Source organism: Leptolyngbya sp. CCNP1308 (genome assembly GCF_034932455.1).
Classification (GTDB): Bacteria; Cyanobacteriota; Cyanobacteriia; order Phormidesmidales; family Phormidesmidaceae; genus Nodosilinea.
Window position 1 is genome coordinate 1 of record NZ_JAYGIH010000078.1, and the last position, 25,000, is coordinate 25,000.

The 25,000-nt window shown below is 57.8% G+C and carries 25 protein-coding genes, 1 pseudogene and 1 riboswitch; of the genes and pseudogenes, 11 read left to right on the top strand and 15 right to left on the bottom strand.

The window, feature by feature from the left end:
- Nucleotides 1-87, top strand: a pseudogene (locus VB780_RS23155) (IS5/IS1182 family transposase); the annotation flags it as partial.
- 199 nt (nt 88-286) lie between these two features.
- Here the strand turns inward: VB780_RS23155 and VB780_RS23160 are convergent.
- Nucleotides 287-505, bottom strand: coding sequence for an NblA/ycf18 family protein (locus tag VB780_RS23160; protein WP_323353551.1), 219 nt, complete (start codon nt 503-505; stop codon nt 287-289).
- A 506-nt stretch (nt 506-1,011) separates the two neighbouring features.
- Between VB780_RS23160 and VB780_RS23165 the strand changes: the two genes are divergently transcribed.
- A complete protein-coding gene (locus tag VB780_RS23165) occupies nt 1,012-1,377 on the top strand; it encodes a hypothetical protein (protein WP_323353552.1) in 366 nt (121 codons plus the stop codon).
- A 21-nt stretch (nt 1,378-1,398) separates the two neighbouring features.
- On the opposite strand, the gene VB780_RS23170 is transcribed toward VB780_RS23165, so the two are convergent.
- The 3 genes from VB780_RS23170 to VB780_RS23180 all read right to left on the bottom strand — a co-directional run bounded on the left by VB780_RS23170 (nt 1,399) and on the right by VB780_RS23180 (nt 4,969).
- Entirely contained in the window at nt 1,399-2,802 is a 1,404-nt protein-coding gene (locus VB780_RS23170; RefSeq protein ID WP_323353553.1) for a di-heme oxidoredictase family protein, read from the bottom strand.
- Nucleotides 2,799-4,082 carry an imelysin family protein gene (locus VB780_RS23175; protein ID WP_323353554.1) on the bottom strand — a complete coding sequence of 428 codons (1,284 nt, stop codon included), beginning with the start codon at nt 4,080-4,082 and terminating at the stop codon, nt 2,799-2,801. Before VB780_RS23175 ends, VB780_RS23170 begins: the two co-directional genes overlap by 4 nt.
- A 224-nt stretch (nt 4,083-4,306) precedes the next feature.
- Nucleotides 4,307-4,969, bottom strand: coding sequence for a Fe2+-dependent dioxygenase (locus tag VB780_RS23180; RefSeq protein WP_323353555.1), 663 nt, complete (start codon nt 4,967-4,969; stop codon nt 4,307-4,309).
- A 203-nt stretch (nt 4,970-5,172) separates the two neighbouring features.
- Here VB780_RS23180 and VB780_RS23185 point away from each other — a divergent pair, with 203 nt between their 5' ends.
- On the top strand, nt 5,173-6,519 hold the full coding sequence (locus VB780_RS23185) for a D-alanyl-D-alanine carboxypeptidase (RefSeq protein ID WP_323353556.1): 1,347 nt from the start codon (nt 5,173-5,175) through the stop codon (nt 6,517-6,519).
- Here the strand turns inward: VB780_RS23185 and VB780_RS23190 are convergent.
- Complete coding sequence (locus VB780_RS23190; RefSeq protein WP_323353557.1) at nt 6,489-7,751, bottom strand: lipid-A-disaccharide synthase-related protein; 1,263 nt, start codon at nt 7,749-7,751, stop codon at nt 6,489-6,491. The two genes, VB780_RS23185 and VB780_RS23190, sit on opposite strands and share 31 nt — an antisense overlap.
- A 183-nt stretch (nt 7,752-7,934) precedes the next feature.
- Between VB780_RS23190 and VB780_RS23195 the strand changes: the two genes are divergently transcribed.
- Nucleotides 7,935-8,351: a XisH family protein gene (locus VB780_RS23195; protein ID WP_323353558.1), complete on the top strand. Its 417-nt coding sequence runs from the start codon at nt 7,935-7,937 to the stop codon at nt 8,349-8,351.
- Complete coding sequence (locus VB780_RS23200; protein WP_323353559.1) at nt 8,339-8,680, top strand: XisI protein; 342 nt, start codon at nt 8,339-8,341, stop codon at nt 8,678-8,680. Before VB780_RS23195 ends, VB780_RS23200 begins: the two co-directional genes overlap by 13 nt.
- Nucleotides 8,681-8,724: 44 nt before the next feature.
- Here VB780_RS23200 and VB780_RS23205 read toward each other — a convergent pair whose 3' ends face one another.
- The gene (locus VB780_RS23205) at nt 8,725-9,312 is read right to left on the bottom strand and encodes a DUF2726 domain-containing protein (protein ID WP_323353560.1); all 588 of its coding nucleotides are present in this window, start codon (nt 9,310-9,312) and stop codon (nt 8,725-8,727) included.
- 202 nt (nt 9,313-9,514) lie between these two features.
- Here VB780_RS23205 and VB780_RS23210 point away from each other — a divergent pair, with 202 nt between their 5' ends.
- On the top strand, nt 9,515-13,690 hold the full coding sequence (locus VB780_RS23210; RefSeq protein ID WP_323353561.1) for a PAS domain S-box protein: 4,176 nt from the start codon (nt 9,515-9,517) through the stop codon (nt 13,688-13,690).
- 88 nt (nt 13,691-13,778) lie between these two features.
- Nucleotides 13,779-13,931, top strand: a complete 153-nt coding sequence (locus VB780_RS23215) for a hypothetical protein (RefSeq protein ID WP_323353562.1) — start codon at nt 13,779-13,781, stop codon at nt 13,929-13,931.
- Nucleotides 13,932-14,152: 221 nt separating this feature from the next.
- Here VB780_RS23215 and psbA read toward each other — a convergent pair whose 3' ends face one another.
- Nucleotides 14,153-15,235 carry a photosystem II q(b) protein gene (psbA, locus tag VB780_RS23220; protein ID WP_323353563.1) on the bottom strand — a complete coding sequence of 361 codons (1,083 nt, stop codon included), beginning with the start codon at nt 15,233-15,235 and terminating at the stop codon, nt 14,153-14,155.
- A gap of 198 nt (nt 15,236-15,433) precedes the next feature.
- Complete coding sequence (locus VB780_RS23225) at nt 15,434-15,850, bottom strand: DUF4278 domain-containing protein (RefSeq protein ID WP_323353564.1); 417 nt, start codon at nt 15,848-15,850, stop codon at nt 15,434-15,436.
- Nucleotides 15,851-15,895: 45 nt separating this feature from the next.
- Nucleotides 15,896-15,977, bottom strand: a riboswitch (Glutamine riboswitch).
- Between the two features lie 235 nt (nt 15,978-16,212).
- Here VB780_RS23225 and VB780_RS23230 point away from each other — a divergent pair.
- Complete coding sequence (locus VB780_RS23230) at nt 16,213-17,112, top strand: 6-carboxytetrahydropterin synthase (RefSeq protein WP_323353565.1); 900 nt, start codon at nt 16,213-16,215, stop codon at nt 17,110-17,112.
- 4 nt (nt 17,113-17,116) lie between these two features.
- Here the strand turns inward: VB780_RS23230 and VB780_RS23235 are convergent, their stop codons facing one another.
- The 4 genes from VB780_RS23235 to psbN all read right to left on the bottom strand — a co-directional run bounded on the left by VB780_RS23235 (nt 17,117) and on the right by psbN (nt 19,130).
- A complete protein-coding gene (locus VB780_RS23235; protein WP_323353566.1) occupies nt 17,117-18,100 on the bottom strand; it encodes a PhoH family protein in 984 nt (327 codons plus the stop codon).
- A gap of 45 nt (nt 18,101-18,145) precedes the next feature.
- Nucleotides 18,146-18,493, bottom strand: a complete 348-nt coding sequence (locus VB780_RS23240; RefSeq protein WP_323353567.1) for a KH domain-containing protein — start codon at nt 18,491-18,493, stop codon at nt 18,146-18,148.
- A 32-nt stretch (nt 18,494-18,525) separates the two neighbouring features.
- The gene (gene rpsP / locus VB780_RS23245; protein WP_323353568.1) at nt 18,526-18,816 is read right to left on the bottom strand and encodes a 30S ribosomal protein S16; all 291 of its coding nucleotides are present in this window, start codon (nt 18,814-18,816) and stop codon (nt 18,526-18,528) included.
- 182 nt (nt 18,817-18,998) lie between these two features.
- Nucleotides 18,999-19,130 carry a photosystem II reaction center protein PsbN gene (gene psbN, locus VB780_RS23250; RefSeq protein WP_073607618.1) on the bottom strand — a complete coding sequence of 44 codons (132 nt, stop codon included), beginning with the start codon at nt 19,128-19,130 and terminating at the stop codon, nt 18,999-19,001.
- Nucleotides 19,131-19,204: 74 nt separating this feature from the next.
- Between psbN and psbH the strand changes: the two genes are divergently transcribed.
- The 3 genes from psbH (at nt 19,205) to pth (ending at nt 20,598) form a co-directional block, all read left to right on the top strand.
- A complete protein-coding gene (psbH, locus tag VB780_RS23255) occupies nt 19,205-19,408 on the top strand; it encodes a photosystem II reaction center phosphoprotein PsbH (RefSeq protein ID WP_190625761.1) in 204 nt (67 codons plus the stop codon).
- Between the two features lie 195 nt (nt 19,409-19,603).
- A complete protein-coding gene (locus tag VB780_RS23260; protein ID WP_323353569.1) occupies nt 19,604-19,960 on the top strand; it encodes a TatA/E family twin arginine-targeting protein translocase in 357 nt (118 codons plus the stop codon).
- Nucleotides 19,961-19,980: 20 nt separating this feature from the next.
- Nucleotides 19,981-20,598 (top strand): aminoacyl-tRNA hydrolase, encoded by a 618-nt coding sequence (gene pth / locus VB780_RS23265; RefSeq protein ID WP_323353570.1) that lies wholly within the window; start codon nt 19,981-19,983, stop codon nt 20,596-20,598.
- A gap of 3 nt (nt 20,599-20,601) precedes the next feature.
- Here the strand turns inward: pth and VB780_RS23270 are convergent, their stop codons facing one another.
- The 3 genes from VB780_RS23270 to VB780_RS23280 all read right to left on the bottom strand — a co-directional run bounded on the left by VB780_RS23270 (nt 20,602) and on the right by VB780_RS23280 (nt 24,949).
- Nucleotides 20,602-21,408 carry a DUF2382 domain-containing protein gene (locus tag VB780_RS23270; protein ID WP_323353571.1) on the bottom strand — a complete coding sequence of 269 codons (807 nt, stop codon included), beginning with the start codon at nt 21,406-21,408 and terminating at the stop codon, nt 20,602-20,604.
- Between the two features lie 111 nt (nt 21,409-21,519).
- Entirely contained in the window at nt 21,520-22,515 is a 996-nt protein-coding gene (locus VB780_RS23275) for a DUF2382 domain-containing protein (protein ID WP_323353572.1), read from the bottom strand.
- A gap of 349 nt (nt 22,516-22,864) precedes the next feature.
- Nucleotides 22,865-24,949 (bottom strand): M3 family metallopeptidase, encoded by a 2,085-nt coding sequence (locus tag VB780_RS23280; RefSeq protein ID WP_323353573.1) that lies wholly within the window; start codon nt 24,947-24,949, stop codon nt 22,865-22,867.
- Nucleotides 24,950-25,000: the final 51 nt, after the last annotated feature.

The following is a 25,000-nucleotide window of genomic DNA, read 5'->3' on the forward strand; positions in this document are numbered from 1 at the left end:
CGCTTGGTGCGAGACTACGAACGGTTGCCGGAAACATCGGAAACCCTCATTTACCTCGCCATGATCCGTATCATGGTCAGGCGATTAGCATGATTTTTGACCCCATCCGACTTTTCAAACACCCTCTTATCCAAAACCTGTGAAATAGCGCTACAGACTACAGACGCTCGATAAAACACTAGCCCAGCTTTTCCGGTTTGAATGTTTTGGAAAAGCTGGGCTAATTGTCGGTTTTCCCACAAAACGTGAGCTGTTTTAAGAGCATTGGCATTTCTGACAAGAGAAATTAACCTTCTGCTAATGCTTCGTGCACAAAGTCAGGGCCTTTACCAATGTCCCAGGTGTTTTTTAAAATTTCCCGAAACGTGGTGGATTGGTACAGCATGGCTTCTTTAAGCTGCACGAGTAGAGTTTGAGCGTCCTCTGGGGAAAGCGATTGAACTTGCTCTTCAAACACCCGCAGTTCGAACTGTTGCTCAAGGGGTAACTCTTGACGAATATCCATGATGACGTCTCTTCTAATTTGACTTCATGTCTATGAATGTAACACTTTATTAAAGGTTGTGTGGATATCTCTGTCTTACGTGGTACTCAGCTTGACTGTCGCCTCTTTTCCCTAGGCCTTCGACTCGATGAACATCAGCCCCTAACCGACTCTCTAGACCTTGGGCTCTCTGGCGCTGAGGAGATCTCCAGAAAAAACTATCCCTTCTCTAATCCAGCGACCTTCGCCGACGTAGGGTGGGCAGTGCCCACCACTGGGAGAAAGTTTTCTAGAAATCGCCTAAGTCTTTCTAAAGGATGCACGTTGAGCACTGTCAAGTCTTCGTTCGCAACTCATACTAAATCCCGAATGAATACCCCCGATTTGTAGGGGCGTAGCATGCTACGCCCCTACAGGGTTCCTGATCATGAATTGGGGTTTACCAAATCGGATTTCGTATCCCATGCTTGTTGGGGAGCTTTTTAGAATGATTTCTATAGGATGAAGTAAGGCAGTACGGCAATTTAATGAAAGCCAACACACTTACCCAAGAGACTGAGCGGCTTGAGGTGCTGAGGCAGTACAAGGTTTTAGGCGACTTCTGTAAAAGAGTTTCCCCAATGGTGGGCAGTGCCCACCCTACGGCAGCTACAGTCACTGGATTAACGCTGGTATCTTCTTTCCCAGAAATCTCCTTAGACACGCCCGCTGAGTATTTCTACGACGACTTCATGTCGCTTGCCGACTTTATCTGTGATGTACCCATTGCGCTGATCAGTCTGGTTGACGCAGAACTGAAAAAAACCGTTATCGCTGTATCTAAAAGCATTTGCGCTGAGGTAAATACCATCGGCCCTAGCCCGCTGAGACTGATACCGATTCCGCAGAATTAGGCTGTTGGCGTAGCGCTGAGCTTAGAGCGATCGCAAAAACCGAATCAGCGCGGCGCGATCGTCCTTTGCCATGGCCTGAAAGGTTGACCTAGCCAGCTCAGCCTCGCCCCCGTGCCACAGCACTGCTTCTTCTAGGGTGCGGGCGCGGCCATCGTGCAAAAAGCCTGAGAAGGGGAGGACTGTTTGGGCCAGCCCGACGCCCCACAGCGGCGGCGTGCGCCACTCACTGCCCGAGGCTTCAAAATCGGGCCGACCATCCGCCAGCCCTGGCCCCAGATCGTGGAGCAGCAGGTCGGTGTAGGGGTGAATGGTCTGGTTCGCCAGCGCCGGAATTTCGTGGGGGCCGGTGCGCAGTTCAGAGACATGGCAGGCGATGCAGTTGGCCGCCGCAAACAATTGCTCGCCCCGCCGCACCTGGGGGTCATCGAGCAGCGTCCGGGCGGGTACCCCGATGGTCTGCACGTAGACCGCCGCCGCCTCTAGGGTGTCCATGGCGATATCCATTGCGCCATCGGCTTCGGGAAACAGCGGGTTGGTGACGCCCATGTCGTTGACGTAGGCCGAGGCCGACTGCTGCAACAGGGTGGGGGTGTTGGCCTTCCAGCCAAAGCGGCCCAGGGTAGGGCGTTGCTCGATCACATTCCACACCCGGTTGGGGCGGCCGGAAATGCCGTCGCCGTCGCGATCGCCGGGGTCGGCCCGCTGCAAAAGGTCGGCTTCGGGCACCGCCTCTAGCAGGCCCGCCCCAAACACCGGCTGCGGAATGCGGTGGGAAATGGCAATGTCCTCGGGGAAGGGAGAACTGTCGAGGGTCAGCAGGGTGATCTGGGGCGATCGCAGCTGATACTCGGTACCGTCGGCATAGGTGCCCGACTCGTCTTGCCAGGTGAGCTGCACAATGCCCTCGGGCGCATGGCCATGCACGCCCTGCTCTTGCAGCTGGGTGCCAATGCCGGGCACCGCCGGGGTATTTGCCCCCGGTGAATCGACCTCTAGGGCAAAGGAATAATCGCTGCCATGCCCAATCCCCGGCTCTACCTGGCTGACCCGCACGGCCCGCTGCCCTTTCTCGGGCAGACCCCGACCATTTTTGATGTGGCACCCGGCACAGGCGGTGCCGTTAAACAGCGGCCCCAGGCCGGGGTTGACCTGGGCCGGGGCGGTGACAAAGGCGGCTTCAAAGGCCAGGTCGCCCACGGCGTGGCGCTCAGCCCAGTAGGCGTCGAGATTGGGGGCGGGCTGCTCGTAGGCGCGGGAGGTGCGGCTGTAGATGGTGGTATCACCACCCGCCTGGGGTCGGGGGGTTTGGGCGGCGGCGGGCGATCGCAACAGCGCCGAGAGGGCCACCCCCAACCCGAGGGCGATCAGCGCCAGCAGCGCGTGACGAATCCGCCCCCGCTGGAGCCTGACAGTGAATGGCATCATTGCTGAACGAGGGGCAGCACCCGCTGCTCAAAGGTTTCAAACAGGGTGGCAATACTGTCCACGGCATTCTCGATCTGGGGCTGGGCCGTGGGGTCGCACAGGGTTTCCTCAATCGGGCCAGGGATGGCGGCCACCGCCGTTTGGGCGATCTGCATCTGAGCTTGAATTTCGGCGTCTAGGGCTGGGTCAACGGAGGCCACAAACGTTTGCAGCCCTTTGCCTTCGCTGTTGGCCGCCGGATACGTTCCCAGGTAGGCGTTTTGGGCGCTGAGCAAGTTGTCTTGAAAGTCTTGGAGGGAGCTTTGGGCAAAGCGGGCCTCCAGCAGAAATGGGTTTTGGGTCTCTAGGGCTTCGCCAATTTTGACGTTGCCCAGCTCGTCTAAAATCCCCAGAATGCCCTGGACGATCTCTTCCCCGGCGGCCTGCACGGTGAGGTAGGTATTGCTGTCTTCCCCGGCCTCGACAAACTCATCGCGGTAGGCGGGGAAGCCGTCAATGCCCTCAGTCCAGCTGGCCAGCAGGGCGTTGGCGGTTCCGTCAAACACCGGCCCAATGGCGGCCAAATACTCTAGCTCGCGATCGGTGAACGATTCCAGCGGTTTGTCGGCATCGGTGCCGAAGAGGAGAAAGGCGATCGCATGGAAGCCCTTCTGACTGGTCTGCAAACTGGCCACGTACTCGGGGGTGAGGGCATTCTCGCTCTCTAGCACCGCCTGCACGTCGGTTTCATTCAGGGGCCAGTCGTCCAGTTCGGCATCCAAACCTAGGGATGCGGCGGGGCCAAAGGCAAAGGCTTCGCTCTGCTCCCAGGGCTGGCGGGTGGCCAACCAGGCCTGCCGGGCCTCGGTCAGGGTTTCCTCGGTGGGCACAGCCACAAAGGCGGCAATCGCCTCCGACAGCGCCCCCGATCGCTCGGTGAGCTGCTCGTAGTTGGGCACAATCAGGGCATCGACAAAATCGGTGATGATCTGGCGATCGCGAAACTGATCCTCTGGCGCTAGCACAACGGTTTCAGCCGTCTCAGCGGGTAAGGCCGCACCGCCCTCGCCACCCTCGCCACCTTCACCACCCTCGCCGCCCTCATCAGCGCCGCCGCCCTCGCCGCCACCATCAACGGCGATCGGACGACAGACCGCGCCTTGACTGACTAGCGTTGCGTCGGCATTGCCACCCATACCCTCGGGGGTGACTGTTACACCTGCCTGGGCGGCGGTTTGCGCCCCCGTCACCATTACCCCCGCCGCCAAAAACAGGTCTACAGCCTTGTATCGAGCGTTCATGAAAAACCCTACGTCACGATGAAATGTATAGTTTCAGACTGTATTTCAAATGGGAATTACTGTCAAATAGAATTCAAGCAGTGAATATCGTTGGGCTGAGAAGTCCTTGGTCTAGGGGGATTTCAGCGCAATCTAGCTCCAAGAATTCGCTTTTATGCCTGTTCCTGATGGATAGCAGGCTTTTTTGTTGATAATAGTTCTTGCCGCAAAAGGGCCGTACGCTCCTAGGTGGCCCATTGGCGCAGCAGGTTGGCGGTGGTCTTGGTCAGCAGGTCAAACTCGGGGGTTTTGCCGGTTTGGGCAAACAGGGTGCGCTTCACGGTTTCGAGGTCGAAGAGAATTTCGCGGTGGGCGGCATCGCGCACCAGGCTTTGCACCCAGCCCACGACCACGGTGCGATCGCCCCTCACCACCGGCTCTACCCGATGCAGCGTGGTCGATGGATAGACAATGGCGCTGCCCGCCGCCAGCTTGTAGGGTTGCTCGCTGTCGGCCCCCTCAATCACCAGTTCGCCGCCGTCGTACTCCTCTGGCCCGCTCAAAAACACCGTAAACGACAGATCTGAGCGATAGAAATTAGCGCCCCCCATCAGAGCATTGTCCGTATGCCGCCCATAGCTCATGCCCACCCCATAGCGGCTAAACAACAGCGAGTGGATGATGCGAGGAAAGGCGATCGCCTGAAACAACGCGTTGCGCGCCAACGCATTCTGCACCACTGCCTTCAAGGGCTCAGCCGCCTGTTTAGCCACCTGCTCATTTTGCTTGACCAGCTTGGCGTGCCAGCCCGCCGTCGTCGCCCCCGGCACAAACTCGGCCTGGCCTAATCCCGCTTTAATCTGAGCCACCTCATCCGGGCTCAGCAGATCGCTAATACAGACAATCATCGGCCCCAGCAAAAAATACAGCTAACTACAGACTAAAAGATTCCAAACCCCCTTTCCCCTTATCCCCGAACGCCCTATCTACTCTCTCGCCCGTCCACTCTCCCACCCATCCACTCCCCCACCCCCACTCCCCACCATCTGGTGTATCTTAGTCGGGTATCGCCCACACCCCTGGGCTACACCGCGTGGAGGATTCGCAATCCGTGGCTTCCCAATCGCTATTGGCTCTTTCCTTGGGCCTGTTCTCAATCCTTTTAGGCACGGGAGAACCCGAAATTTTACAGCCGTCGGGGCTCAACCCTGCCGCATTGCAAATCGAGTGGCAGTCGCCGTGGATTGCAGAGCTGGCCCGCGACCCGGTGGTAGAGGCGATCGTGGCTGATTACGTGGCGGGTCTGCAGCGGCAGGGTTGGTCAGTGCCCGACCAGGGCGTTTGGATTCAGGTGGGCGATCGCATGATTGCCCAGCATCGGGGAGATGTGCTGATGCCCGCCGCTTCGCTGACCAAGCTGGCGACCACCCTGGCTGCGCTGAAAACCTGGCCCCTTGACCACAGTTTCGAGACTCGGGTAGGTATGCGCGGCACCCTCCAATCCGATGGCGTGCTCGACGGCGACCTGGTGATTCAGGGCAGCGGTGACCCGCTGTTTGTGTGGGAAGAGGGCATTGTGCTGGCCAACCGCCTGCAAGAACTGGGCATTCAGCGGGTGACGGGGGAGATTTTGGTCAGCGGCTCCTTCACCATGAATTTTGAGGAAGAGCTGGCAGATTCTCTGGCGGATTTGCAGCAGGCGATGTCGGCTTCAACCTGGAGTTGGGAGGCACGCCAGGCCTACGCCAACCTGCCGCCCGGCACGCCGCAACCCAGCCTACAGGTAGCGGGTACGCCTCGCTGGGTACCGGCGGCGGAGCTAGAGACCAGCGACGTGGAATGGGTGGTGCAGCACCAGTCGCTGCCGCTGGTGGCCCTGCTCAAGGCGATGAATATTTACAGCAACAACGTGATGGCAGAAATGGTCGCCGACCTGGCGGGTGGGCCGGGGCCGGTGATGGCCAAGGCGACAGCGGCAGCAGACTTACCCGTGGGTGAACTCAGCCTGGTCAACGGGTCGGGGCTGGGGGTAGACAACCAGATGTCGGCGCGGGCGGCGGTGGCGATGACGGTGGCGATGCAGCAGGAGCTGAGTGCCCAGGGTTTCTCGGTAGCCGATGTGCTGCCGGTATCAGGGGAAGACGTGGGCACGCTGATCGATCGCCGCATTCCTGCCACAGCAGCGGTTAAGACCGGCAGCCTGGCAGAGGTTAGCGCCCTGGCGGGCATGGTGCCCACCGCCGAAAAGGGGCCGGTGTGGTTTGCCATTATCAACAAGGGCTGGGATATCCCCGACCTGAGGGTGCAGCAAGACCAGCTGTTGCAGGCAATTCAGGCCCACTGGGGCGCAGCGGAAGCGCCCGCCGAGATGCGGACGAAGGTAGTGATGCAGACGGGGCCGTTTCGCTACGGCGACCCCAGCCGCAATCAGGCGGCCCAGGATGTCGCGTCGGAGTAGGGCGGCTCGGCGTAGTGCTGGTGCAGGGCTTTGGCGATCGCCCCGGCAGCCCCCGGCGACCCCATGCGGCGGCGGCCATTCTCAGCAATGCGCTGGAGACGGGGGCCATCGGCCAGGCAAGTTTTCAGCGCCGCCCCCGCCTCCCTAGGCTGGCTGAGCAAAATGATCGATGGCCCCAGCAGCCGTGACTGCGACTCGGCAAAGGCATAGGTGAACTGTGGCCCAGGGCCAGGGAAGGTGACGACGGGCTTGCCCAGTCCTACCGCCTGCTCAGTGGCGGTGCCAGCGGTGGCGATCGCCGCGTCGGCCAGGTGTAGGCATTCGGCAAAGGCGTTGGTGGTGAGCACTACCATGCCATTGCCCCGCTGAAAGGTGAGGTACTCGCCCACGGCGGGCTGCCACCCGGCGTCTAGCAAGACATCTTTAAATGCGGCCAGGTTGAGGGCGGGGGCGAGGGCCGCCAGCAGGCGAATCTGGCGATCGCCGAAGGTTTGCATGACCGATGCGATCGCCTTCACCATCCGCTGCCAGTTGTCAAAGGCCTCGGGCGCACGGGAGCCGGGCAGTAGCGCCAGGGTGAGTACCGCTGGGGCCGGAATAAAGGTAGCGGTCAGTCGGGCCAGCTTGTCGGCGCTGGTGTCCAGGTCATCCATCATCGGGTTGCCGGGGTAGTGGGCGGGCACCCCCAGCTTTTGCAGCAGGTCGGCGGTGAGCTGGTCGCGCACAAAGGCTCCCTGGCAGCGGGGGCGGGCCATCAGCCAGCGCTCCCAGGGCACGTAGACCGAGCCTGACCAACCTTCCAGCGGGGGGCGACCGGGCAATCGCTCCGTTTCGTTGCGCAGGTAGTATTCCGACTTGGCGGTGCCAATGAAGAAGTACTCAGCGCCGCTCTGCCAGGCGATCGCCAAGGGCACAATATCCCCCACTGCCAAAATTTTGCCCCCGCTCTTGGCCCACTGGCGGGCGGTTTTGAGCTGGGCCAGGGTCAGCCCCACCAGCCCCCCCTGCAAGTCGCGCCACAGCTGGGAGCGATCCATATAGATGAAGCCGCCGGAGGGCATGGCCTGGGTCGGCCCCTGGATGGCAATGCCCGCTTTCTCGTAGGCGCGGCCTTCGCCCACAATGGGCAGCGCAGCTAGGGTTGGCGCACCGGGCAGTTGGCGCAGCTGCTTGAGAATGCGAACCGCAATGCCGTCTTCGCCGTGGCCATTGCTAATGCAGAGTAGCTTCATCGGGGGGAACTCAATACCATCCCCAACCCTAACAGAAAACCGTGTTTCAGGTTTTGGAGAGGGCAGCTTAACGGCACTGAAATCTCTGGCTAGTCGATAAAACTGGCCCGAGCTGACGGCTATAATTTACCTCAATGGCTACGAGGTAGACGACAATCAAGCCGGGCTAGATAGGGTAATGATGTGCCAGCTAAAGACCTCTATCACGATGCAGTCAAGGCAGCCTTAATCAAAGACGGTTGGGTAATTCTTGCGGATCCGTATCGCATTCAGTATAAAGACCTCGATTTGTATGCGGACTTGGCGGCGGAGCAACCCATAGCGGCTGAACGAGCCGGGCAGAAAATAGTCGTCGAAATCAAAAGCTTTGTTGGACGCTCTTTGATCACTGACTTCCACCTAGCGGTCGGTCAATATAAGGTGTATCAAGTGCTGCTTCAAGAAACGGCATCTGAATATGATCTCTATTTAGCCATTGATGATATGACCTACCACAATTTCTTCAGCCGCGAAGGCGTTGAGTTTTTAGTCCGCTCCAGCCAAATTAGATTTTTTGTGGTCAATATCGACGAGCAGGAGATTATCCAATGGATAAATTAGATCAGTATCGTCAAATCATCCAAAAAATTCTGACCGAATATCGAGATTGGGCCGCAGACTCAAACCAAGCTGAGGTGCAAGAATGCGTTGCTTTCGATCCAGATCGCGATCATTACTTCTGGTTCCATGTGGGATGGACTGGCAAACGGCGAGATTTTGGGGTAACCGTCTATCTCCGCTTAGAACAAGACAAAATTTGGATTGAAGAAGATTGGACAAAACAGGGCATTGCCAATGATTTATTAGAGGCCGGAGTTCCTCCAGAGGATATTGTTTTGGGCTTTCAACACCCCAAAAAACGTTCTATGACAGAATTTGCCTGGGCATAAATTTGGCATGAATCATTGCTGTTGAAGAGTTTGATCTGGGTGCGCTAATTCGATTGAGGGCGAGTTTTACGCATGGGCTTTGGTGTTGATTTTAGTTTTACAGCCCCCAGCGTTTTGGCAATATCGCGCTGAATGGCCTCTTGCCTGTAGGATTCCTGCACTAAAAAGCGGATCAGCGGCAGTCCGGCGCTGGCAACGGCCTGGTTGAGAAAATCGTCTCGCTTGATGCGATTGCCGCGCTGGTGGCTGCTGCCGTCAAGTTCAACTGCCGCCAATATCTTGAGGCTAGCTGGGTCGCACAGCACAAAGTCGAAGTGCTTAGCCGAGATTTTGTTAAAGGCCCGCTGCCAGTCGCCCCGGTTATCGGTCTGGGGTTTGAGCACATCGGCCACTCGCACCTTGCCAAACACCAGATACTGACCCTGGGTGGCTGCCTGCAGGGCTCTATAGAAGGTTAGCTCTGTACGGGTAAACAGGTACTTTTGGCAGCTGTAGGTGTAGGACTGGCCAGCATTGTTCTCGCTGCCCTGGGTAGATTGAGGCGGCTTCAGGTTTCCCTGGCTGCCCAGGAGGACAAGTCCCCCTACGCCTACCACGGTACAAATCAGCAACAAAAAAATTAGGGATGACACGGGCTATCAACCTCCGGTGGGCGTTGACGCTAGGGTTCCCCCAGGTGGCTCAGTTCAGGGCAGCCTGACGTGGGCTGGGGAAACATCGCCTCAATGTTTCTTCGTGAAGAACGACGGTTTCATTGCAAAACGGCCATTTTTCCCCGCCATCGCCCCTCGATTTCCTTAGGATCTGAAAAGACCGTTGTTCCTGGGATGCGTGATGAAACTTCTGGTTTTGGAAAACGAACCCCTAGTTGCCCAGGCGCTGAAGCTGCTGCTGGCTAGCGTAGCTTGCGACGTAGAGGTGGTCTGCATTGGCGAAGCCTGCGATCGCCCCAGCCTTCTACGCCGAGCACTGGAGGGCCGCTACGACCTAATTGTGCTGGATGCGGGGGCAGAGAATGCTGTGCTGGGGCGATCGCTACAGGAACATAGCCAGGCCCAGGGATATTCACCCACCCCAATTCTGCTGCTTACCGACTCCGCGATGGCGGCACCCCCCTGGGCCACCGAAACCCTACTCAAACCCGTGGACGCGGTGAATCTGGTAGGGCGGATCAGCGCGCTGCTAGGGAAGCCCACCGCTGCGATCAGCCCCGTGGTGGAACTGGCTCGCAGCGAAGCCCGCTTTCGCAATATGGCCGACTACGCTCCGGTGATGGTGTGGGTGAGCGATGCCACCGGCCACTGTACCTACCTAAGCCGGAGCTGGTATGAATTTACCGGACAGTGCGAGGCTACGGGGCTGGGGCTGGGCTGGGTGGAGGCCGTGCATCCCGACGATCGCGCCGCTGCCAAGGCCGCGTTTCTCATCGCCACCCAGCGTCAGCAGAACTTTCGGATCGAGTATCGCCTGCGCCGCCGCGACGGCGAATACCGCTGGGTGATCGACGCGGCGCGCCCCTGGCTGGGGATGGAGGACGAGTTTGAGGGCTACATTGGCTCAGTGCTGGATATCAGCGAGCGGGTTCGCGGCGAAGCCGCTCGCAAGCAGGCCAATCTGGCCCTGCGCGAGTCAGAAGAGAAGTATCGGCGGCTGTTTTCAAGCGTTGACGAGGCGTTTTTGATTGGCGAGGCGCTGCGCTGCGACGACGGCGGCTTTGACTTTTTGTACATCGAGGTGAACCCGGCCTTTGAGCGGGCTACGGGCATTGCCCGCCAGCAGGTGATCGGTCGGCGGGCACGGCAGGTGTTGCCAGGGCTGGCGGAGGTGTGGTTTGACACTGTGGGTCGGGTGGGGTTTGGCGGTGAGGCCGTGCACCTGGAGGACTACGCTGCACCAATCGATCGCTGGTTTTCGACCTCGTTTAAGCCGATGGGCACACCCGGCAGCGGCAGGCTCAGCGTTACCTTTAGCGATGTGACGGAGCGCAAGCGGCTAGAGCTGTCGCTCAAAGCGTCGGAGGCCAAGCTCAGCGGCATTTTAGACAGCGCGATCGCCGCCATTGCTAGCTTTCGGGTCGACAGCAGCGGCGACTGGGAGTACGAGTACTGGTCAGCCGGGTGCGAACAGCTGTTTGGCTATCCCCGCAGCGTCTACGCCGACAAGCAGTTTTGGCTCTCCCAGGTGCACCCCGACGATCGCGACCAGGTGCTGATGCCCCTGTTTGAAACCTTTTACGCCGAGGGCCAGGCCACTGCCGAATATCGGTTTCGCCATCGGGATGGGGAAATGCGATGGTTTTGCAGCGACTATGCCTCGCAAAAAATCGCCGACGACTGCTGGGTGGTGACCTCCGTCAACTACGATGTCACCGAGCGCAAGCAGCTAGAGCGCGATCGCGAGCGGTTCTTAGCGGTGGGCTCTGACCTCCAAGTAATCACCGATCGCAACGGTCATTTCCACTGGGTCAGCCCCACCTTTGAGCAAACCCTGGGCTGGACGGTGGCCGAAATGACCGCCATTCCCTGGGGCGACTTTGTCCACCCCGACGACCTGGCCGCCTCCGCCGACGAAATCACCGAGCTGTTTAAAGGGCGCGACACCTTTGCCTTTGAAAATCGCTACCGCCACAGAGACGGCTCCTACCGCTGGCTGCTGTGGAAGGCGCGCCTCTATGCCGACGACGGTCGGGTTTACGGCGGGGCGATCGACATCACCGAACGCAAACGCTCCGAAGCTGCCCTGCGCGAGTCAGAGGAAAAATATCGCCTGCTGTTCAACTCCATGGACGAGGGGTTTTGCGTGATTGAGATGCTGTTTGACGCGGGCGATCGCCCCATCGACTACCGCTTTCTCGACATCAACCCCACCTTTGCCCAGCAGACCGGGCTTGCGGACGCCAAGGGCAAACGCGTCCGCGAAATGGTGCCCAACCTCGAAACCCACTGGTTTGAAAAGCTAGGCCGGGTGGCCATCACCGGAGAACCCGTGCGTTTTGAAGACCACGCCGAAGAAATGGAGCGCTGGTTTGACGTGTTTGGCTTTCGCTTCGGCGCGCCGGAACTGCGCCAGGTGGCGGTGCTGTTTCGCAATGTCACCGAGCGGCGGCGGGCCGAAGTGGCCCTCCAAGAGAGTGAGCGCAAGCTGCGGGCAGTGTTTGACAGCACCTTTGAGTTTATTGGCCTGCTCAAAACCGACGGCACGGTGCTCGACATCAACCGCACGGCCCTGAGCGTGATTGCGGCCACCCCCGAGGCGGTGATTGGTCAACCCTTCTGGCTCACACCCTGGTGGGATCACTTTCCCGAGCAGCGGGAGCGCCTGCGGCAGGCGATTGGCCGCGCTGCCCAGGGCGACACTATACGCATGGAAAACCAGCATGTCTGGGCCGACGGCTCTACCGCCTGGGTTGACTTCTCCATCAAGCCCGTCTTAAACGAACAGGGTCAGGTGATTATGCTGGTGCCCGAGGGGCGCGACATCACCGAACGCAAAGCCGCCGAGCGCAAAATTCGCGAACAGGCAGCCCTGCTCGACATCGCCTCCGATGCCATTACCGTGCGTGACCTCGACCACCGGCTGCTCTACTGGAACCAGGGAGCCGAGCGCCTCTACGGGTTTGAGGCCGCCGAGGCCCTGGGCCACAAAGCCTACGACCTGCTGCACAGCGAAATCGCCCAACACGGGGAGATGATGCCCACCCTATTTGAGCGGGGCGAGTGGCGGGGCGAACTCGCCAAACGCACCAAAACCGACCAGGCCATCACCGTCGCCACCCGCTGGACTCTAGTCAACGACGAGGCCGGACGGCCCAAATTCATTCTCTCGGTCGAGACCGACATCACCGCAAAGAAAGCTCTGGAGGCGCAGTTTTACCAGGCCCAGCGGGTAGAGAGCCTAGGGCGGCTGGCCAGCGGCATTGCCCACGACCTCAACAATGTGTTTACCCCGATTGTCACCATTGCCCAACTACTGCGGCTCACCCAGCGCCACCTCAGCGACAAAGCCCAGGATCATCTGCGGCTGCTAGAAGAGAGCGCCAAGCGCGGGGCCAGCATGGTGCAGCAGATTTTGTCGATCACCCGCAGCAGCAGCGGCGCGCGCACGGAGGTGAATCTGGGGCCGCTGCTGCAAGACCTGGGAAATATTTTGCAGCAGAGTTTGCCCAAGCACATTGACCTGCGGCTGCCGGAGCGAGGGGTGGGCCGGGGCCAGGAACTGCGAGTCAGCGCCGACCCCACCCACCTGCACCAGGTGCTGATGAACCTCTGCGTCAACGCCCGCGACGCCATGCCCACGGGCGGCAGGTTGACTATTTCAGCGGAGCTAGTGACCGTGGATGCGGCTCTGGCCCAGACCCATATCGATGCCCAGACGGGCCAGTACGTGCGGCTCACCGTAGCCGATACAGGCACCGGCATCGACCCGGGGCTGCGCGATCGCATCTTTGACCCCTTCTTTACCACCAAAGCCCCCGGCCAGGGCACCGGGCTGGGGCTGGCCACGGTGTTGGGCATTGTTAAGGCCAGCGATGGCTTTGTGCGGGTGGTCAGCGAGGTGGGGCGGGGCACCCAGATGCAGGTATATTTGCCCGCCCTTACCCAGCCCTCGGCCAGCGATGCCCCCGAGGCCGACTGGCCCAACGCCCCTCAGCAGGGCCAGGGCGAACTGCTGCTGGTGGTAGAGGACGACACCTCGGTGCAGCAGTCGGTGCGATCGCTGCTGCTCAACTACAACTACCGCATTGTGATGGCCAACGATGGTTTTAAGGCGCTAGACTACTTTGCTCAGCAGTCGGCCCATCTGGTGGTGGTCGATATGATGATGCCCGGCATGGATGGCATTACGCTGATTCAGCGGCTCAAGGCGATGCGGCCCAGCGTCAAAATCGTGGCCACCAGCGGCCTACCCACCTACCAAGAGGCGGCGCTAGCCGCCGGAGCCAGCGCCTTCTTGCTCAAGCCCTACGACCTCAGTGACCTGCTCGAAACCATTGCCTCGCAGCTGCGCTAACCCCAGGGGCCGGGTTCCTTTGCTTTTAGCCCAGCTTTGGCAGAAAGCAGGCAAGGAACTCGACCCCTAGAGTCAGGAAACTCACTTTATGAACAAGGTTTTGGTCATACTCACCATCCATACCTCGACTCCGCTCGGCAACTACGTTTCGACTCTGCTCGAAGCATTGCTGATGGGCAGCGCGGGAGTGGGATCGCACCAGTCGTTAGGTCAACGCAGCCGTAGCCGTGGAGAATTTTGATGGTGCGGTCTAGGCCCGCGAGACTGCCGTAGAGCATATGCCGCAATTTCTCGGGTGTGAGGGGCCGGGTTCTAGGGAAAATATTTTAACCAGACTGCCTACAACTACATCAGTCATTTATCGGGGTGTTGAATTGGAGATATGAAAAGCAATAGCGCCCCTTTAGAGAGCGCTATAAAGTTATTGCAGCGTTGTGTCAAAACGGTCAGTGGCTAGAGAGATTAACCCGCTATTACAGGAGCGGCTAAGGCAACCGGTTGTGCCTCACCCGAAGCAAGATCGAGCGGAAAATTGTGAGCATTGCGCTCGTGGATAACTTCAATGCCGAGATTGGCCCGATTCAAGATATCGGCCCAGGTAGAGATGGGCCTCCCTTGCCCGTCTAGGATGGACTGATTGAAGTTAAACCCATTCAAATTAAACGACATAGTGCTGATGCCGAGGGAGGCGAACCAAATCCCCACCACTGGCCAAGCTGCCAGGAAGAAATGGAGCGATCGGGAGTTGTTAAACGAGGCGTACTGAAATATCAGGCGGCCAAAGTAGCCGTGGGCAGCCACGATGTTATAAGTCTCTCCTTCCTGACCAAATCGATAGCCGTAGTTTTGAGACTCCCCTTCCGTCGTTTCGCGCACCAGCGAAGATGTCACCAACGACCCATGCATAGCGGAGAACAAAGCCCCACCAAAGACGCCAATGACACCGAGCATGTGAAAGGGATGCATCAGCACATTGTGTTCGGCGGTGAACACAATCATGAAGTTGAACGTGCCAGAAACGCCCAGCATTAATCCATCTGAAAAGCTGCCTTGACCGATCGGATAGATTAACAGCACCGCAGTTGCTGCCGAAACTGGGGCAGAAAAGGCTACCGGAATCCAAGGCCGCATGCCTAGGCGATAGCTCAACTCCCACTGCCGACCCATATAGGCATAGATGGCAATCAGAAAGTGGAAAATAATGATTTGGTAAGGGCCACCGTTATATAGCCATTCATCGAGGCTAGCGGCTTCCCAGATGGGATAAAAATGCAGCCCGATCGCATTGGATGTCGGTACCACCGTCGCCGTCATCAGATTATTGCCGTAGAGCAACCCGCCGCTAACCGGCTCACGGATGCCGTCAATATCCACTGGCGGAGCTGCAATAAACGCCAGGATAAAGGTCGTCGCTGCCACCAGGGCGGTGGGAATGAGCAAGACCCCAAACCAACCTACATACAGACGATTTTCAGTGCTGGTTACCCAGTCGCAGAATCGCCCCCACAAACTGCCGCGATCGCGGCTTTCTAATAATGTAGTCATGATTGCAACAAAGGAATAAGTGAAGTAAGGCTACTGCCTCACATCCATATATAGCTTTATGGCTATATATCTGTCAAGCTGCTTAGCTATTTTGTAATCTATTCCCTTTGCAAAGCACGCCCAAAAAAAAGGGCACCCCTTATTGGGATGCCCCTCACTGCTCCAGCTCCAGCAAAAGCTGAGTCGATAGTACAAAACCTAGGCTACTTGGTGAAGCTCGTCCTCAAGCTGCCTCAGCAGCTGGTCATTGCCCTGGGCACGAGCGACCTCAATGCGGTGTTTGATCGACTGCTGAATGTTAACACGGTGGGCTTCAGTGGCCTCGCGCAGCAGGTGTCGCCGAGCATTTAGCCCCTTGCCTGCCGCAATTCGCCCAGCCTGAAACACTGGCTGACGCTCAGGAACCGTGGCTGAAGCCACTACCTGTCCCTGGGAATTGGTGCTGTAGCCAACGCCACGGTAGGTGTAGTTAGCCACTGGCTGAGGCACCGGCACATGGCTCACATAGGAGAATTTCATCGAACGACCCCGGTAGCAACCGGTGAGTTCACTGTCGCGCACTTCTAGAGAAGGCGGGTTGTAATCGTAATCTACGCCGCGATAGCAAAGTTTCATGTCACGCCTCTTGTTGACAAAGGATTTAACAAACTGCCTAAGCAGGGTGCGTTCCTTCGGGAGCCAATCTCCTTACTTCCGTCTAGGGCGTAGTGGAATAATCTCCAGCCGGCCTCAGATGAACGTCAACGTACTTTCTGTATTCAATTTTACTAAATCTTCCTGATGTCAGCAAGCCATAGCATTCGATTTGAGCCGATATCTATCGAAGGGAACAGCTTGTCTGACAAGGGTTTGAGCCGTAGCGGTTGCGATCGCATCACTAAAAATCTTTACCTTTTCCACCTATGGGTCGCCCGGCAAGGGCGTTTCCTCAAGGGCAGGCAATTTGAACTATGCTGGTTATGTAACGGTTGCTTAACGTGACCACCGTAGCCCTGGGGGGTCTGGCTCCTATGAAATGCATTATCAACCGCCGGGCGCAGTTTTCTGCCAGCCATCGCTACTGGCTAAACGAGCTTAGCGACGCCGAAAACGCCCGGCAGTTTGGCCCCTGCACCAGCTTTCCTGGCCACGGCCACAACTATGTGCTCTACGTCGCCATAGAGGGCGACCTCGACGAGTACGGCATGGTGCTCAACCTCTCTGACGTCAAGCACGTGATCAAAAAAGAAGTCACCGCCCAGCTCGACTTTGCCTATCTCAACGACGTCTGGCCAGAATTTCAGCGCACTCTGCCCACCACCGAATTCATCGCCAAGGCAATTTGGGATCGCCTCGCCCCCCATTTGCCCATCGTCAACATTCAGCTTTTCGAGCATCCCGAACTCTGGTCCGACTACTCAGGTAACGATATGGAAGCCTTTCTCACCGTCAGCACCCACTTCAGCGCCGCCCACCGCCTAGCCTTGCCCCGGCTCAGCTATGAAGAAAACTGTGAGATCTACGGCAAGTGCGCCCGCCCCCACGGCCACGGCCATAACTATCACCTCGAAGTCACCGTCAAGGGCCAAATCGACCCCCGCACCGGCATGCTGGTCGATTTAGCCGCGCTCCAGGCGGCTATTGACGAGCATGTGGTCGAGCCCTTTGACCACACCTTTCTCAACAAAGACATTCCCTATTTTGCCGAGGTGGTGCCCACCGCCGAGAACATCGCCGTTCACATTCGCGATCTGCTGCAAGGCCCGATCGCAACCCTCGGAGCCAGCCTCCACAAGGTGAAGCTAATCGAAAGCCCCAACAACTCTGCCGAAGTCTACGCCTCGGTGCCGGTGGGTGATGCTGTGGCGGCGGCTGCGCCCGAGCTTGCCACCGTCTAGCCGGCTATCGAGGCCGACTCTCTCGCTTGGTCACTCGGCTCTCGTAGGTTTCGTAGGCGGCCACAATGCGCTGCACCAGCGGGTGGCGCACCACGTCTGCCTGGTTGAGCTGGCAAAAAGCAATGCCGTTGACTCCCTTGAGAATCTGCTGGGCGATCGCCAGTCCCGAGGTTTGGTCAGCCGGTAGATCGGTTTGGGTGACATCCCCCGTCACCACCATGCGCGACTTGAAGCCCAGGCGGGTCAGCACCATCTTCATCTGGGCTGGAGTGGTATTTTGGGCCTCATCCATAATCACAAAGGCGTTATTGAGGGTGCGCCCCCGCATATAGGCCAAAGGGGCCACCTCGATAATGCCGCGCTCCATCAGGTTGGCGATTTTCTCGGGGTCTACCAGCTCGTGGAGGGCGTCGTAAAGCGGTCTCAGGTAGGGATTGACCTTCTGCTGCAAATCTCCCGGCAAAAATCCGAGACGCTCTCCGGCTTCCACCGCTGGGCGAGTCAAAATCAGCCGCTCAAACTCATTGTTGAGCAGCGCCTGGATGCCTACCAGGGTGGCCAAAAAAGTTTTGCCGGTGCCCGCCGGGCCAATGCAAAACACCATATCCTGGCTGCGCAGGGCCTTGACGTACTGCTTTTGGCGAAAGGTTTTAGCCCGCACGACTTCCCCCCGCCGGGTACGTGCTACCACATCCTGGTGAATGGCCTGGAGTTCGTCGATGCGATCGGTGTCGAGGGCGTGACGGGCCGTCATAATGTCGGCGGTGGTCACCGGCTGCCCCTGGTTCCACAGCGGTTCTAGCGCCATGACTAACCGCTGGGCCAGGGCGGCCCCGCTGTCAGTGCCCGAAATAAATAACTCCTGGCCGCGCAGTACTAGAGATGCTCCAGTTTGGCTGGCCAGGAGTTTGATGTTTTCTTCTCGGTAACCCGCCAGGGCCACAGCGCCCTCTGGAGTCGGCAGTTCAATCCGCAAGGGAGAGTCCATTTAAAGCATTTGCCAGAATAAGTCAGGCCCGCTGGGGCCGATCTCCTAAGATTTGGGACGCAGCTGGGGTTTGGGCTTGTCTGAAGCGCGCCGGGGCGGGCCACTGTGCGATCGGGAGTCGGCACCGGCCTCCTGCTCCGAGGCTCCATAGACATCTACGTAGGCCGACCAACCCGACAAAGCCGCCGTGGCCCGCACAATAGTGCGAATCGCCTGAATGTTGCGCCCACCTCGACCAAATACCTTGCCCCGCTCGTCGCCCTTGAAGGCGATGCGGATCCACATTTTAGACTGTACCGAATTCTCTTCACAGTCTATGCGCAAAGAGTCAGGCGAGTCTAAAAAGGGCTCTACCAAAAACCGAACCAGTCCTGGGAAGTCAGGGCTATCCATGTCGGGGGCAAGGGCTAAAGGTAATGGGTGACCTAAGCTTCAGCTTTGACTTCAGGCTTCGCTGCGGTCTTGAAGGTGGTCTTACGCTTCTCAATCAAATTGGCTTTTTCAAGGATGTGTCGCACGGTTTCGGTGGGCTGTGCACCCTGCTCTAGGCGACGGGTAATGGCGTCCACATCGAGCCGGGTTTCGTCGGTGCGAGGGTTATAAAAGCCAACTTCCTCGAGGGGGCGGCCGTCGCGGCGGGCATCGCTGTTGATAGCTACGATGCGGTAGCTGACTTCCCGCTTTTTGCCGAAACGCTTGAGTCGAAGCTTAATCATAGGGGTAAAGCAACATTCGTAAGGTTGAAAGTTCTGAACAGTAAGGATTGCGGCAAGATAGCCAAAATAAATCCACAGGTTTCTAATCCTACCACTAGAAACCCTCGGAATCAATAACGCTGGGCAGAAAACCTGAGGCGGTTGGGCCGATGCCCAGAGCTGGGAACATCGACCCAATCACCCTAGTCTTCGTGGTCATCGAAGGGGTCGGCCAACTGCTTGGACGGAGGGCCAAAGGACATGTACACTGAGTAACCAGTCACGGCTACCACTACGGCAGCTACGGAAATGATAAGAACTGTTGCAGGTTCCATGGGGTTTATGAGAATAGGAAACCACCCCATCCTATAATATTACGAACTATAAAGTGTTGATTGTGGAAGGATCCATGGCACAACGGACTAGGTTAGGAGACGTGTTGAAGCCCCTCAACTCTGAGTACGGCAAGGTTGCTCCCGGCTGGGGCACCACCCCTCTGATGGCGGTTTTTATTGGTCTGTTCTTCGTGTTTCTGCTGATTATTTTGCAGCTTTATAATTCTTCCATCGTGCTGGAAAGCTTTGATGTGGACTGGCGCAGTGTAGGTCTCTAGGGATGTTTGGGAGGCTGGCCCTAGCGGTCGGGTTCTAGACTTTGCCAACGCACTTTGGATGTGAAATCCAGAATTTACTAATCTGAGGCTGGCGTAGACCCTTGACTACCCAGCCTCTTTTGCCGTTTGATGCAGGCATAGTTGATGCACCGCATTGGGTAGTTTGTACAGCCGTCGTTACTCGAGAGTTGGTCTATGAACGTGTTTGGTGTGGGTTTGCCAGAGATGGCGCTAATTATGGTGCTGGCGCTGCTGGTGTTTGGCCCCAAAAAGCTGCCCGAAATTGGCCGCAGCATGGGAAAAGCGATTAAGGGCTTTCAGGAGGCCTCTCGGGAGTTTGAGGAAGAGTTTAAGAAGGAAGCTCAGCAGATTGAAAAGGCGGTGACTGAGCCAATGAAAGCTACCCTAGAGCCTGACTCTCCCAAGGTGCTGACGCCGCCTGAGCCGTTGGCTGAGGCCGAGGCTGCCGCTGCTCCGCTGGAGCCGAGTAATACAAGCGGCAGCAGCCCAGAGTCTGCTGCCGAGCCCGCCGAAACTGATTCCCCTGCGTAGAGTCTGGGGATCGTTGACCTATGGCTGACATTGCATCGCCCCCGCTACCCTGCTTAATTGTGGGGTTGGGCAATCCGGGGGATAAGTACGCGGGCACCCGCCACAACATTGGCTTTGAGGTGGTCGATCGCATCTCTAAGACTTGGGCCGTGCCCCTCAAGGAGGAGCGGCGGTTTCAGGGGGAGTACGGCGCGGGGTCTGGGCCGACACGCCAGAAGGTGTACCTACTCAAGCCGTTGACCTACATGAACCGCTCGGGTCAGTCGATGCGGGCGGTGCTGGACTGGCTAAAGCTAGAACCGAGCCAGGTGCTGGTGGTCTACGACGATATGGATTTGCCCGTAGGGCGGCTGCGGCTGCGGCTGACGGGGTCTGCCGGGGGTCACAACGGCATGAAGTCGGCGATCGCTCACCTGGGCACTCAAGATTTTCCTCGGCTGCGGATTGGGATTGGGGCCAGCGATCGCGGCGGCGACGGAGCCGTTGTTTCCCACGTGCTGGGCAATTTTTCTAAGGTTGAGCGCAGCACTATGGATGCGGTGGTCGATACCAGCCTGCGCGCGTTAGAGAAGGTTCTACAGGACGGCGTCGAAAAGGCGATGAGTCTCTACAACCCCGTAGATCTGAGCGGTGACTGAGCGCTAGAGCCTGGGTTCGTCACCAAAATCCTGAATGGAGGAAGGGTATTGGGTAATCCAGTCTTGGTAGGTGCGTCGCAGGGCAGGATTGCTGAGGAACAGTTCTAGGCGAACCTGATTGCACTGGTTAAGCAAAATTTTGTCCAGCCGTGAGATTTTTTGAATGGCGGTTTGGGGATTTTCAAACTCATAGAGAGTTCCCTTGAGTCCGTTATCCCCGTCGAGGAGGATGGCCACTCTAACTTTTTCGCAGGGATGGCCTGGCTGCTGAACAACGGCGTCGAGAAAGGCGATCGCATCCTGAATAGTCTCAAAGCTGCCGCTAGCGGTGGTGTCTTGACTGCGATCGCTACCCGCTGGCTGAGCATCAATTTCATTGCCCTGGAACTGAGTTTCCCCCAGCGGAATCTCGACTGGATCGGCACTGTCGCCGATTCTTTCGACCACAAGCTTTTCGCGTCGAATGGGTACCTCTACCATCTCGGTTTCGACTACCCTGCGCACGCTGATCTCGCCCACTTTGACGCGCTTGCGATTGACGATTAAGCGCTCTTCAACCAGCTGAATTCCCTGACCGGCGTTGGGAGTAAATTCATGCTGATCTCGATCGACATGAATCGTCTTTTTCTCAGAGTCTATATCTGTGATGGAGGTGCTGTGAATATGGGCTTGACTCCCTTGATTGCTACCTAAGGGCTGCACGATAAGAGAAAAATCTGTGGCCGTTGAGGATTGAACTTCAATTACATTGCCGATTAGATATCCGGAGCGATCGAAGACATCACTGTTAATCAGGTGTTGTTGAGACATCGTGAGACGCAAATAAGCAACTAATACTTGAAACAGATAATGAGAGGGCGTAGCCGCAGCTACGTCCTCTCACATTCTAGGGAGAAACTAACTGATCTCCTGGTTGAGACTCTATCGGTCGAGTCTAGGGCTGCCGTCGGTGTTAACGTCTAACTCTTCGCGGCGCACCTTTTCCCGCGAGCGAATTAGCTCGCGATCGGTTTCTTTGCGAACGTCCACTTCTTCACGAACAAAGGCCTCTTTCTCGACATTGACCTGGTCTTCATAAACTTCCATTCGTGCCACTTCTTGATTCTCAAAGGTGTGGCCGGTTCCCACGGCGGGCTGATCGACAACATCGCGTCTTTCGATCACAATGCGCTCTTTCTCGATCGGCTCAGAAACTTCAGCTGTTTCGGTTTCAACGCGTTTGCCTACGCTTACTTCGCCCACTTTGGCGCGGTTGCGGTGGGTTACTAGACGCTCCTCATACAGCCGCAGAGGACCGTGATTGTCTTCGTCGCTTAGACCATAGAAGCTGGGCTCGCGATCGTACAGATTGGGCGCTGGCTGAGCCATGTCTTGACGAGCCATGGTCTCTCGGATCTTTTTGACCCCTTGAGTATTGCCCACAGGAGCTTGGGTGCGCTGCTGATTCGCCTCTAAGGAATTCATCCGGTTAGAATCTAAGGGATTCATGTTGGCGGCATCGTTGGATGCAGCGTAATTACTGCCTAGAAAATGACGGTTAGAGCGGCCCTGGGCGATGGGTTGGTACTGACTTCTAACTTGCTCTTCATACCGTTCGTCTACAACAGTATCGTCACTATACTCAGGCAGATTTTCAACCTGAGTTTTAGACAGGCCATGTACATAGATGCGGCTTTTGTTGTAGTCAAACCGAGCCACGCCGACCGGTACCAAAACGTTTTTCCCAAAAATCCATGGGCCGGTGTCAACTACTAAATAACGAAACCGACCGGATTCGTCTACAAGCAGATCTTTGGCCGTGCCAACTTTGTCTTCACCCTGGGCGTAAACGGAGTAGGAATCAATACTCTCCATTTGCCCATCAGCTAGGGTGTCCTGATAGTTGGGATAGTAATCTTTGAGGTGATGCAAAGGCATAATTAAGCCTCCTATGTTTCGTCTTGGCCTCATGCTAAGTCTCGATTTGCTTTGGCCTATCGGTCAATGGAAGGACGGTTGTAATTTCAATAGGCATAGCTTTTTTGTAGTGTAGGCGCTCTCTTTGTAGCGATATGCCCCTTTTAAAGTTGTGAATTTTGCAGCAAGCCGGACTTAATTTATATAGGTAGGACGGGCATCGGTTGGCTCTGAGCATATTTTTTACGCTGCCGAGGGCGATCGCTAGCTTTCCTCAGCGCCGGTAGTTCTAGTGGCCATTCTGGTACCCAAAAAGAACCCAGGGCTCCTGAAAACCCTGGGCTATAGCTATCGATTTGAAGGGTGGATGCTAAGCGGCCACCAGCCCGCGATGGCGCAGCAGCGCCTGGGTACTGGGTTCGCGGCCCCGGAAGGCTTTGAACACCTCCATGGGGTGGCGGCTGCCGCCTAGGGCGAGCACCGTGTCGCGGAAGCGGCGACCGGTGGCAGCGATCGCCCCCTCATCATCTAGCCCAGCTTCTTCAAAAGCGGCGAAGGCGTCAGCACTGAGCACCTCGGCCCAGAAATAGCTGTAGTAGCCCGCCGCGTAGCCCCCGGCAAAAATATGGGTAAAGGCGCAGAGAAAGGCATCCTCCGGCAGGGGCTTGAGAATGGAGGACTGCTCGGCGATCCGCTGGCTGACGGCGGTCACCGTCTCGCCGCTGCCGGGGCGGTAGCGGTGGTGCAGCTCAATATCCGTCCAGCCAAAGCGCACCTGGCGCAGAATGGCGCTGCCGGTCATAAAGGTGCGGGCGGCAACAATTTTTTGGTACAGATCTTCGGGCAGGGGCGCGCCGGTATCCACATGGCGGGCCAGGGTGAGTAGGGTGTTGCGGTGATAGCACCAGTTTTCCATAAACTGACTGGGCAGCTCGACGGCATCCCACTCGACGTTATTGATGCCCGATGCGCCAGTAAAGTCTACCTTGGTCAGCATGTGCTGAAGGCCGTGGCCAAACTCGTGGAACAGAGTCTCAACATCCCGAAAGGTCATCAGGCTGGGCTTACCGTCTACTGGGGGGGCCTGGTTGCAGACTAAGTAGGCCACGGGCAGCCGCACCTGGTTGTTGATTTTGCTTCGGTTAATACAGTCATCCATCCAGGCTCCGCCGCGCTTTTCGGCAGGGCGGCTGTAGGGGTCGAGGTAGAAGTGGGCGATCGGGTCGCCGCCGCTATTCAGCACCTGAAAGTAGCGCACGTCGGGGTGCCACACCGGGGCTTCGCCGTCAGCGGGGGCAATGGTGATGTCAAAGATGCGGTGGGCTAGGGCAAACAGACCGTCGAGCACCTGGGGCAGGGGGAAGTAGGGGCGCAGCTCTTCGTCGTTGAGGCCGTACTTTTCTTCGCGAATGCGCTCGGCCCAGAAGGCCGTATCCCAGTGGGTGAGGCTGTCAGCCTCGGCGGCCCCCTTCGCTTGGGCAAAGGCTTTAAGTTCCTCCAGCTCCTTGACGGCGGTGTCGTAGCTGGCGACCCGCAGCTCGCCCATCAGCTTTTCGATCGCCTCAACCGAAGGAGCCATTTTGCGGGCCAGGCTGAGGTCGGCGTAGGTGGCGTAGCCCAGCAGGTTGGCCATTTCGTGGCGCAGATCGAGAATTTTCTCGATGTTGGGGCTGTTGTCGAGGTCGCCCTCAGAGGCGCGAGTGACAAAGGCGCGGTAGAGCTGCTCGCGCAGGTCGCGGCGGCGGCTGTGCTGCATAAACGGGCCAAAGCTGGGGTAATCCAGCGTGATTCGCCAGGGGCCAGCGGCGGCGGTGGCGCTTTCGTTTCCAGCGTCGCGGGCGGCCTGGGCGGCTTGGGCCAGCAGGCTGGGGGGCAGGCCGTCGATTTCGCCCGTGGTGGTGAGGGTGAGGCTAAACGCATTGGTGGCGTCGAGTACGTTGTTGGAGAACTTGTTGGTCAGTTCCGCCAGGCTCTGCTGTATCTGGTTGAAGCGATCTTTTTCAGCTCCCTCTAAGCCCACCCCCGACAGCTCGGCCTCACGAATCGAGGACTCGACGATGCGCTGCTGGGCAGGGTCGAAGCTGGCCCACTGGTTGCTGGCGCGAAGCTGCTTGAATGCTTCATAAAGGGGCTTGCTCTGGCCCAGGCGGGTGGCAAACTGCACCAGGGGAGGCTGCACTGTTTCGTAGGCGGCGCGCAGCTCGGGGCTGTTTTTTACCCCCATCAGGTGGCCGACAATGCCCCAGCTCCAGCCCAGGCGTTCTTCGATGCGGGTGAGGGGTTCTACCAGGCCCTCCCAGGTGGGGGTGACCTGGGCTTCCAGGCTTTCTAGGGCGATGGTGAGGTCGTCAAGGAGAGCGGTAATGCCCGGCACAATGTGGCCGGTTTCGATGCTGGCGAAGGGAGGTAGACCGGCACCAATGAGAAGGGGATTTTGCAGAGTGGTAGCTGTCATAGTCGCAGGGTCAATTTGATGTAGGAGGGGACAAAAACGATAGAACTGCTG

Excerpts from the sequence above, each read along its gene's own strand:
- VB780_RS23160 (WP_323353551.1), bottom strand. The coding sequence starts at position 505 with ATGGATATTCGTCAAGAGTTACCCCTTGAGCAACAGTTCGAACTGCGG.
- VB780_RS23165 (WP_323353552.1), top strand. The coding sequence starts at position 1,012 with ATGAAAGCCAACACACTTACCCAAGAGACTGAGCGGCTTGAGGTGCTG.
- VB780_RS23170 (WP_323353553.1), bottom strand. The coding sequence starts at position 2,802 with ATGATGCCATTCACTGTCAGGCTCCAGCGGGGGCGGATTCGTCACGCG.
- VB780_RS23175 (WP_323353554.1), bottom strand. The coding sequence starts at position 4,082 with ATGAACGCTCGATACAAGGCTGTAGACCTGTTTTTGGCGGCGGGGGTA.
- VB780_RS23180 (WP_323353555.1), bottom strand. The coding sequence starts at position 4,969 with ATGATTGTCTGTATTAGCGATCTGCTGAGCCCGGATGAGGTGGCTCAG.
- VB780_RS23190 (WP_323353557.1), bottom strand. The coding sequence starts at position 7,751 with ATGAAGCTACTCTGCATTAGCAATGGCCACGGCGAAGACGGCATTGCG.
- VB780_RS23200 (WP_323353559.1), top strand. The coding sequence starts at position 8,339 with ATGGATAAATTAGATCAGTATCGTCAAATCATCCAAAAAATTCTGACC.
- VB780_RS23210 (WP_323353561.1), top strand. The coding sequence starts at position 9,515 with ATGAAACTTCTGGTTTTGGAAAACGAACCCCTAGTTGCCCAGGCGCTG.
- VB780_RS23215 (WP_323353562.1), top strand. The coding sequence starts at position 13,779 with ATGAACAAGGTTTTGGTCATACTCACCATCCATACCTCGACTCCGCTC.
- psbA (WP_323353563.1), bottom strand. The coding sequence starts at position 15,235 with ATGACTACATTATTAGAAAGCCGCGATCGCGGCAGTTTGTGGGGGCGA.
- VB780_RS23225 (WP_323353564.1), bottom strand. The coding sequence starts at position 15,850 with ATGAAACTTTGCTATCGCGGCGTAGATTACGATTACAACCCGCCTTCT.
- VB780_RS23235 (WP_323353566.1), bottom strand. The coding sequence starts at position 18,100 with ATGGACTCTCCCTTGCGGATTGAACTGCCGACTCCAGAGGGCGCTGTG.
- VB780_RS23240 (WP_323353567.1), bottom strand. The coding sequence starts at position 18,493 with ATGGATAGCCCTGACTTCCCAGGACTGGTTCGGTTTTTGGTAGAGCCC.
- rpsP (WP_323353568.1), bottom strand. The coding sequence starts at position 18,816 with ATGATTAAGCTTCGACTCAAGCGTTTCGGCAAAAAGCGGGAAGTCAGC.
- psbN (WP_073607618.1), bottom strand. The coding sequence starts at position 19,130 with ATGGAACCTGCAACAGTTCTTATCATTTCCGTAGCTGCCGTAGTGGTA.
- psbH (WP_190625761.1), top strand. The coding sequence starts at position 19,205 with ATGGCACAACGGACTAGGTTAGGAGACGTGTTGAAGCCCCTCAACTCT.
- VB780_RS23260 (WP_323353569.1), top strand. The coding sequence starts at position 19,604 with ATGAACGTGTTTGGTGTGGGTTTGCCAGAGATGGCGCTAATTATGGTG.
- pth (WP_323353570.1), top strand. The coding sequence starts at position 19,981 with ATGGCTGACATTGCATCGCCCCCGCTACCCTGCTTAATTGTGGGGTTG.
- VB780_RS23270 (WP_323353571.1), bottom strand. The coding sequence starts at position 21,408 with ATGTCTCAACAACACCTGATTAACAGTGATGTCTTCGATCGCTCCGGA.
- VB780_RS23275 (WP_323353572.1), bottom strand. The coding sequence starts at position 22,515 with ATGCCTTTGCATCACCTCAAAGATTACTATCCCAACTATCAGGACACC.
- VB780_RS23280 (WP_323353573.1), bottom strand. The coding sequence starts at position 24,949 with ATGACAGCTACCACTCTGCAAAATCCCCTTCTCATTGGTGCCGGTCTA.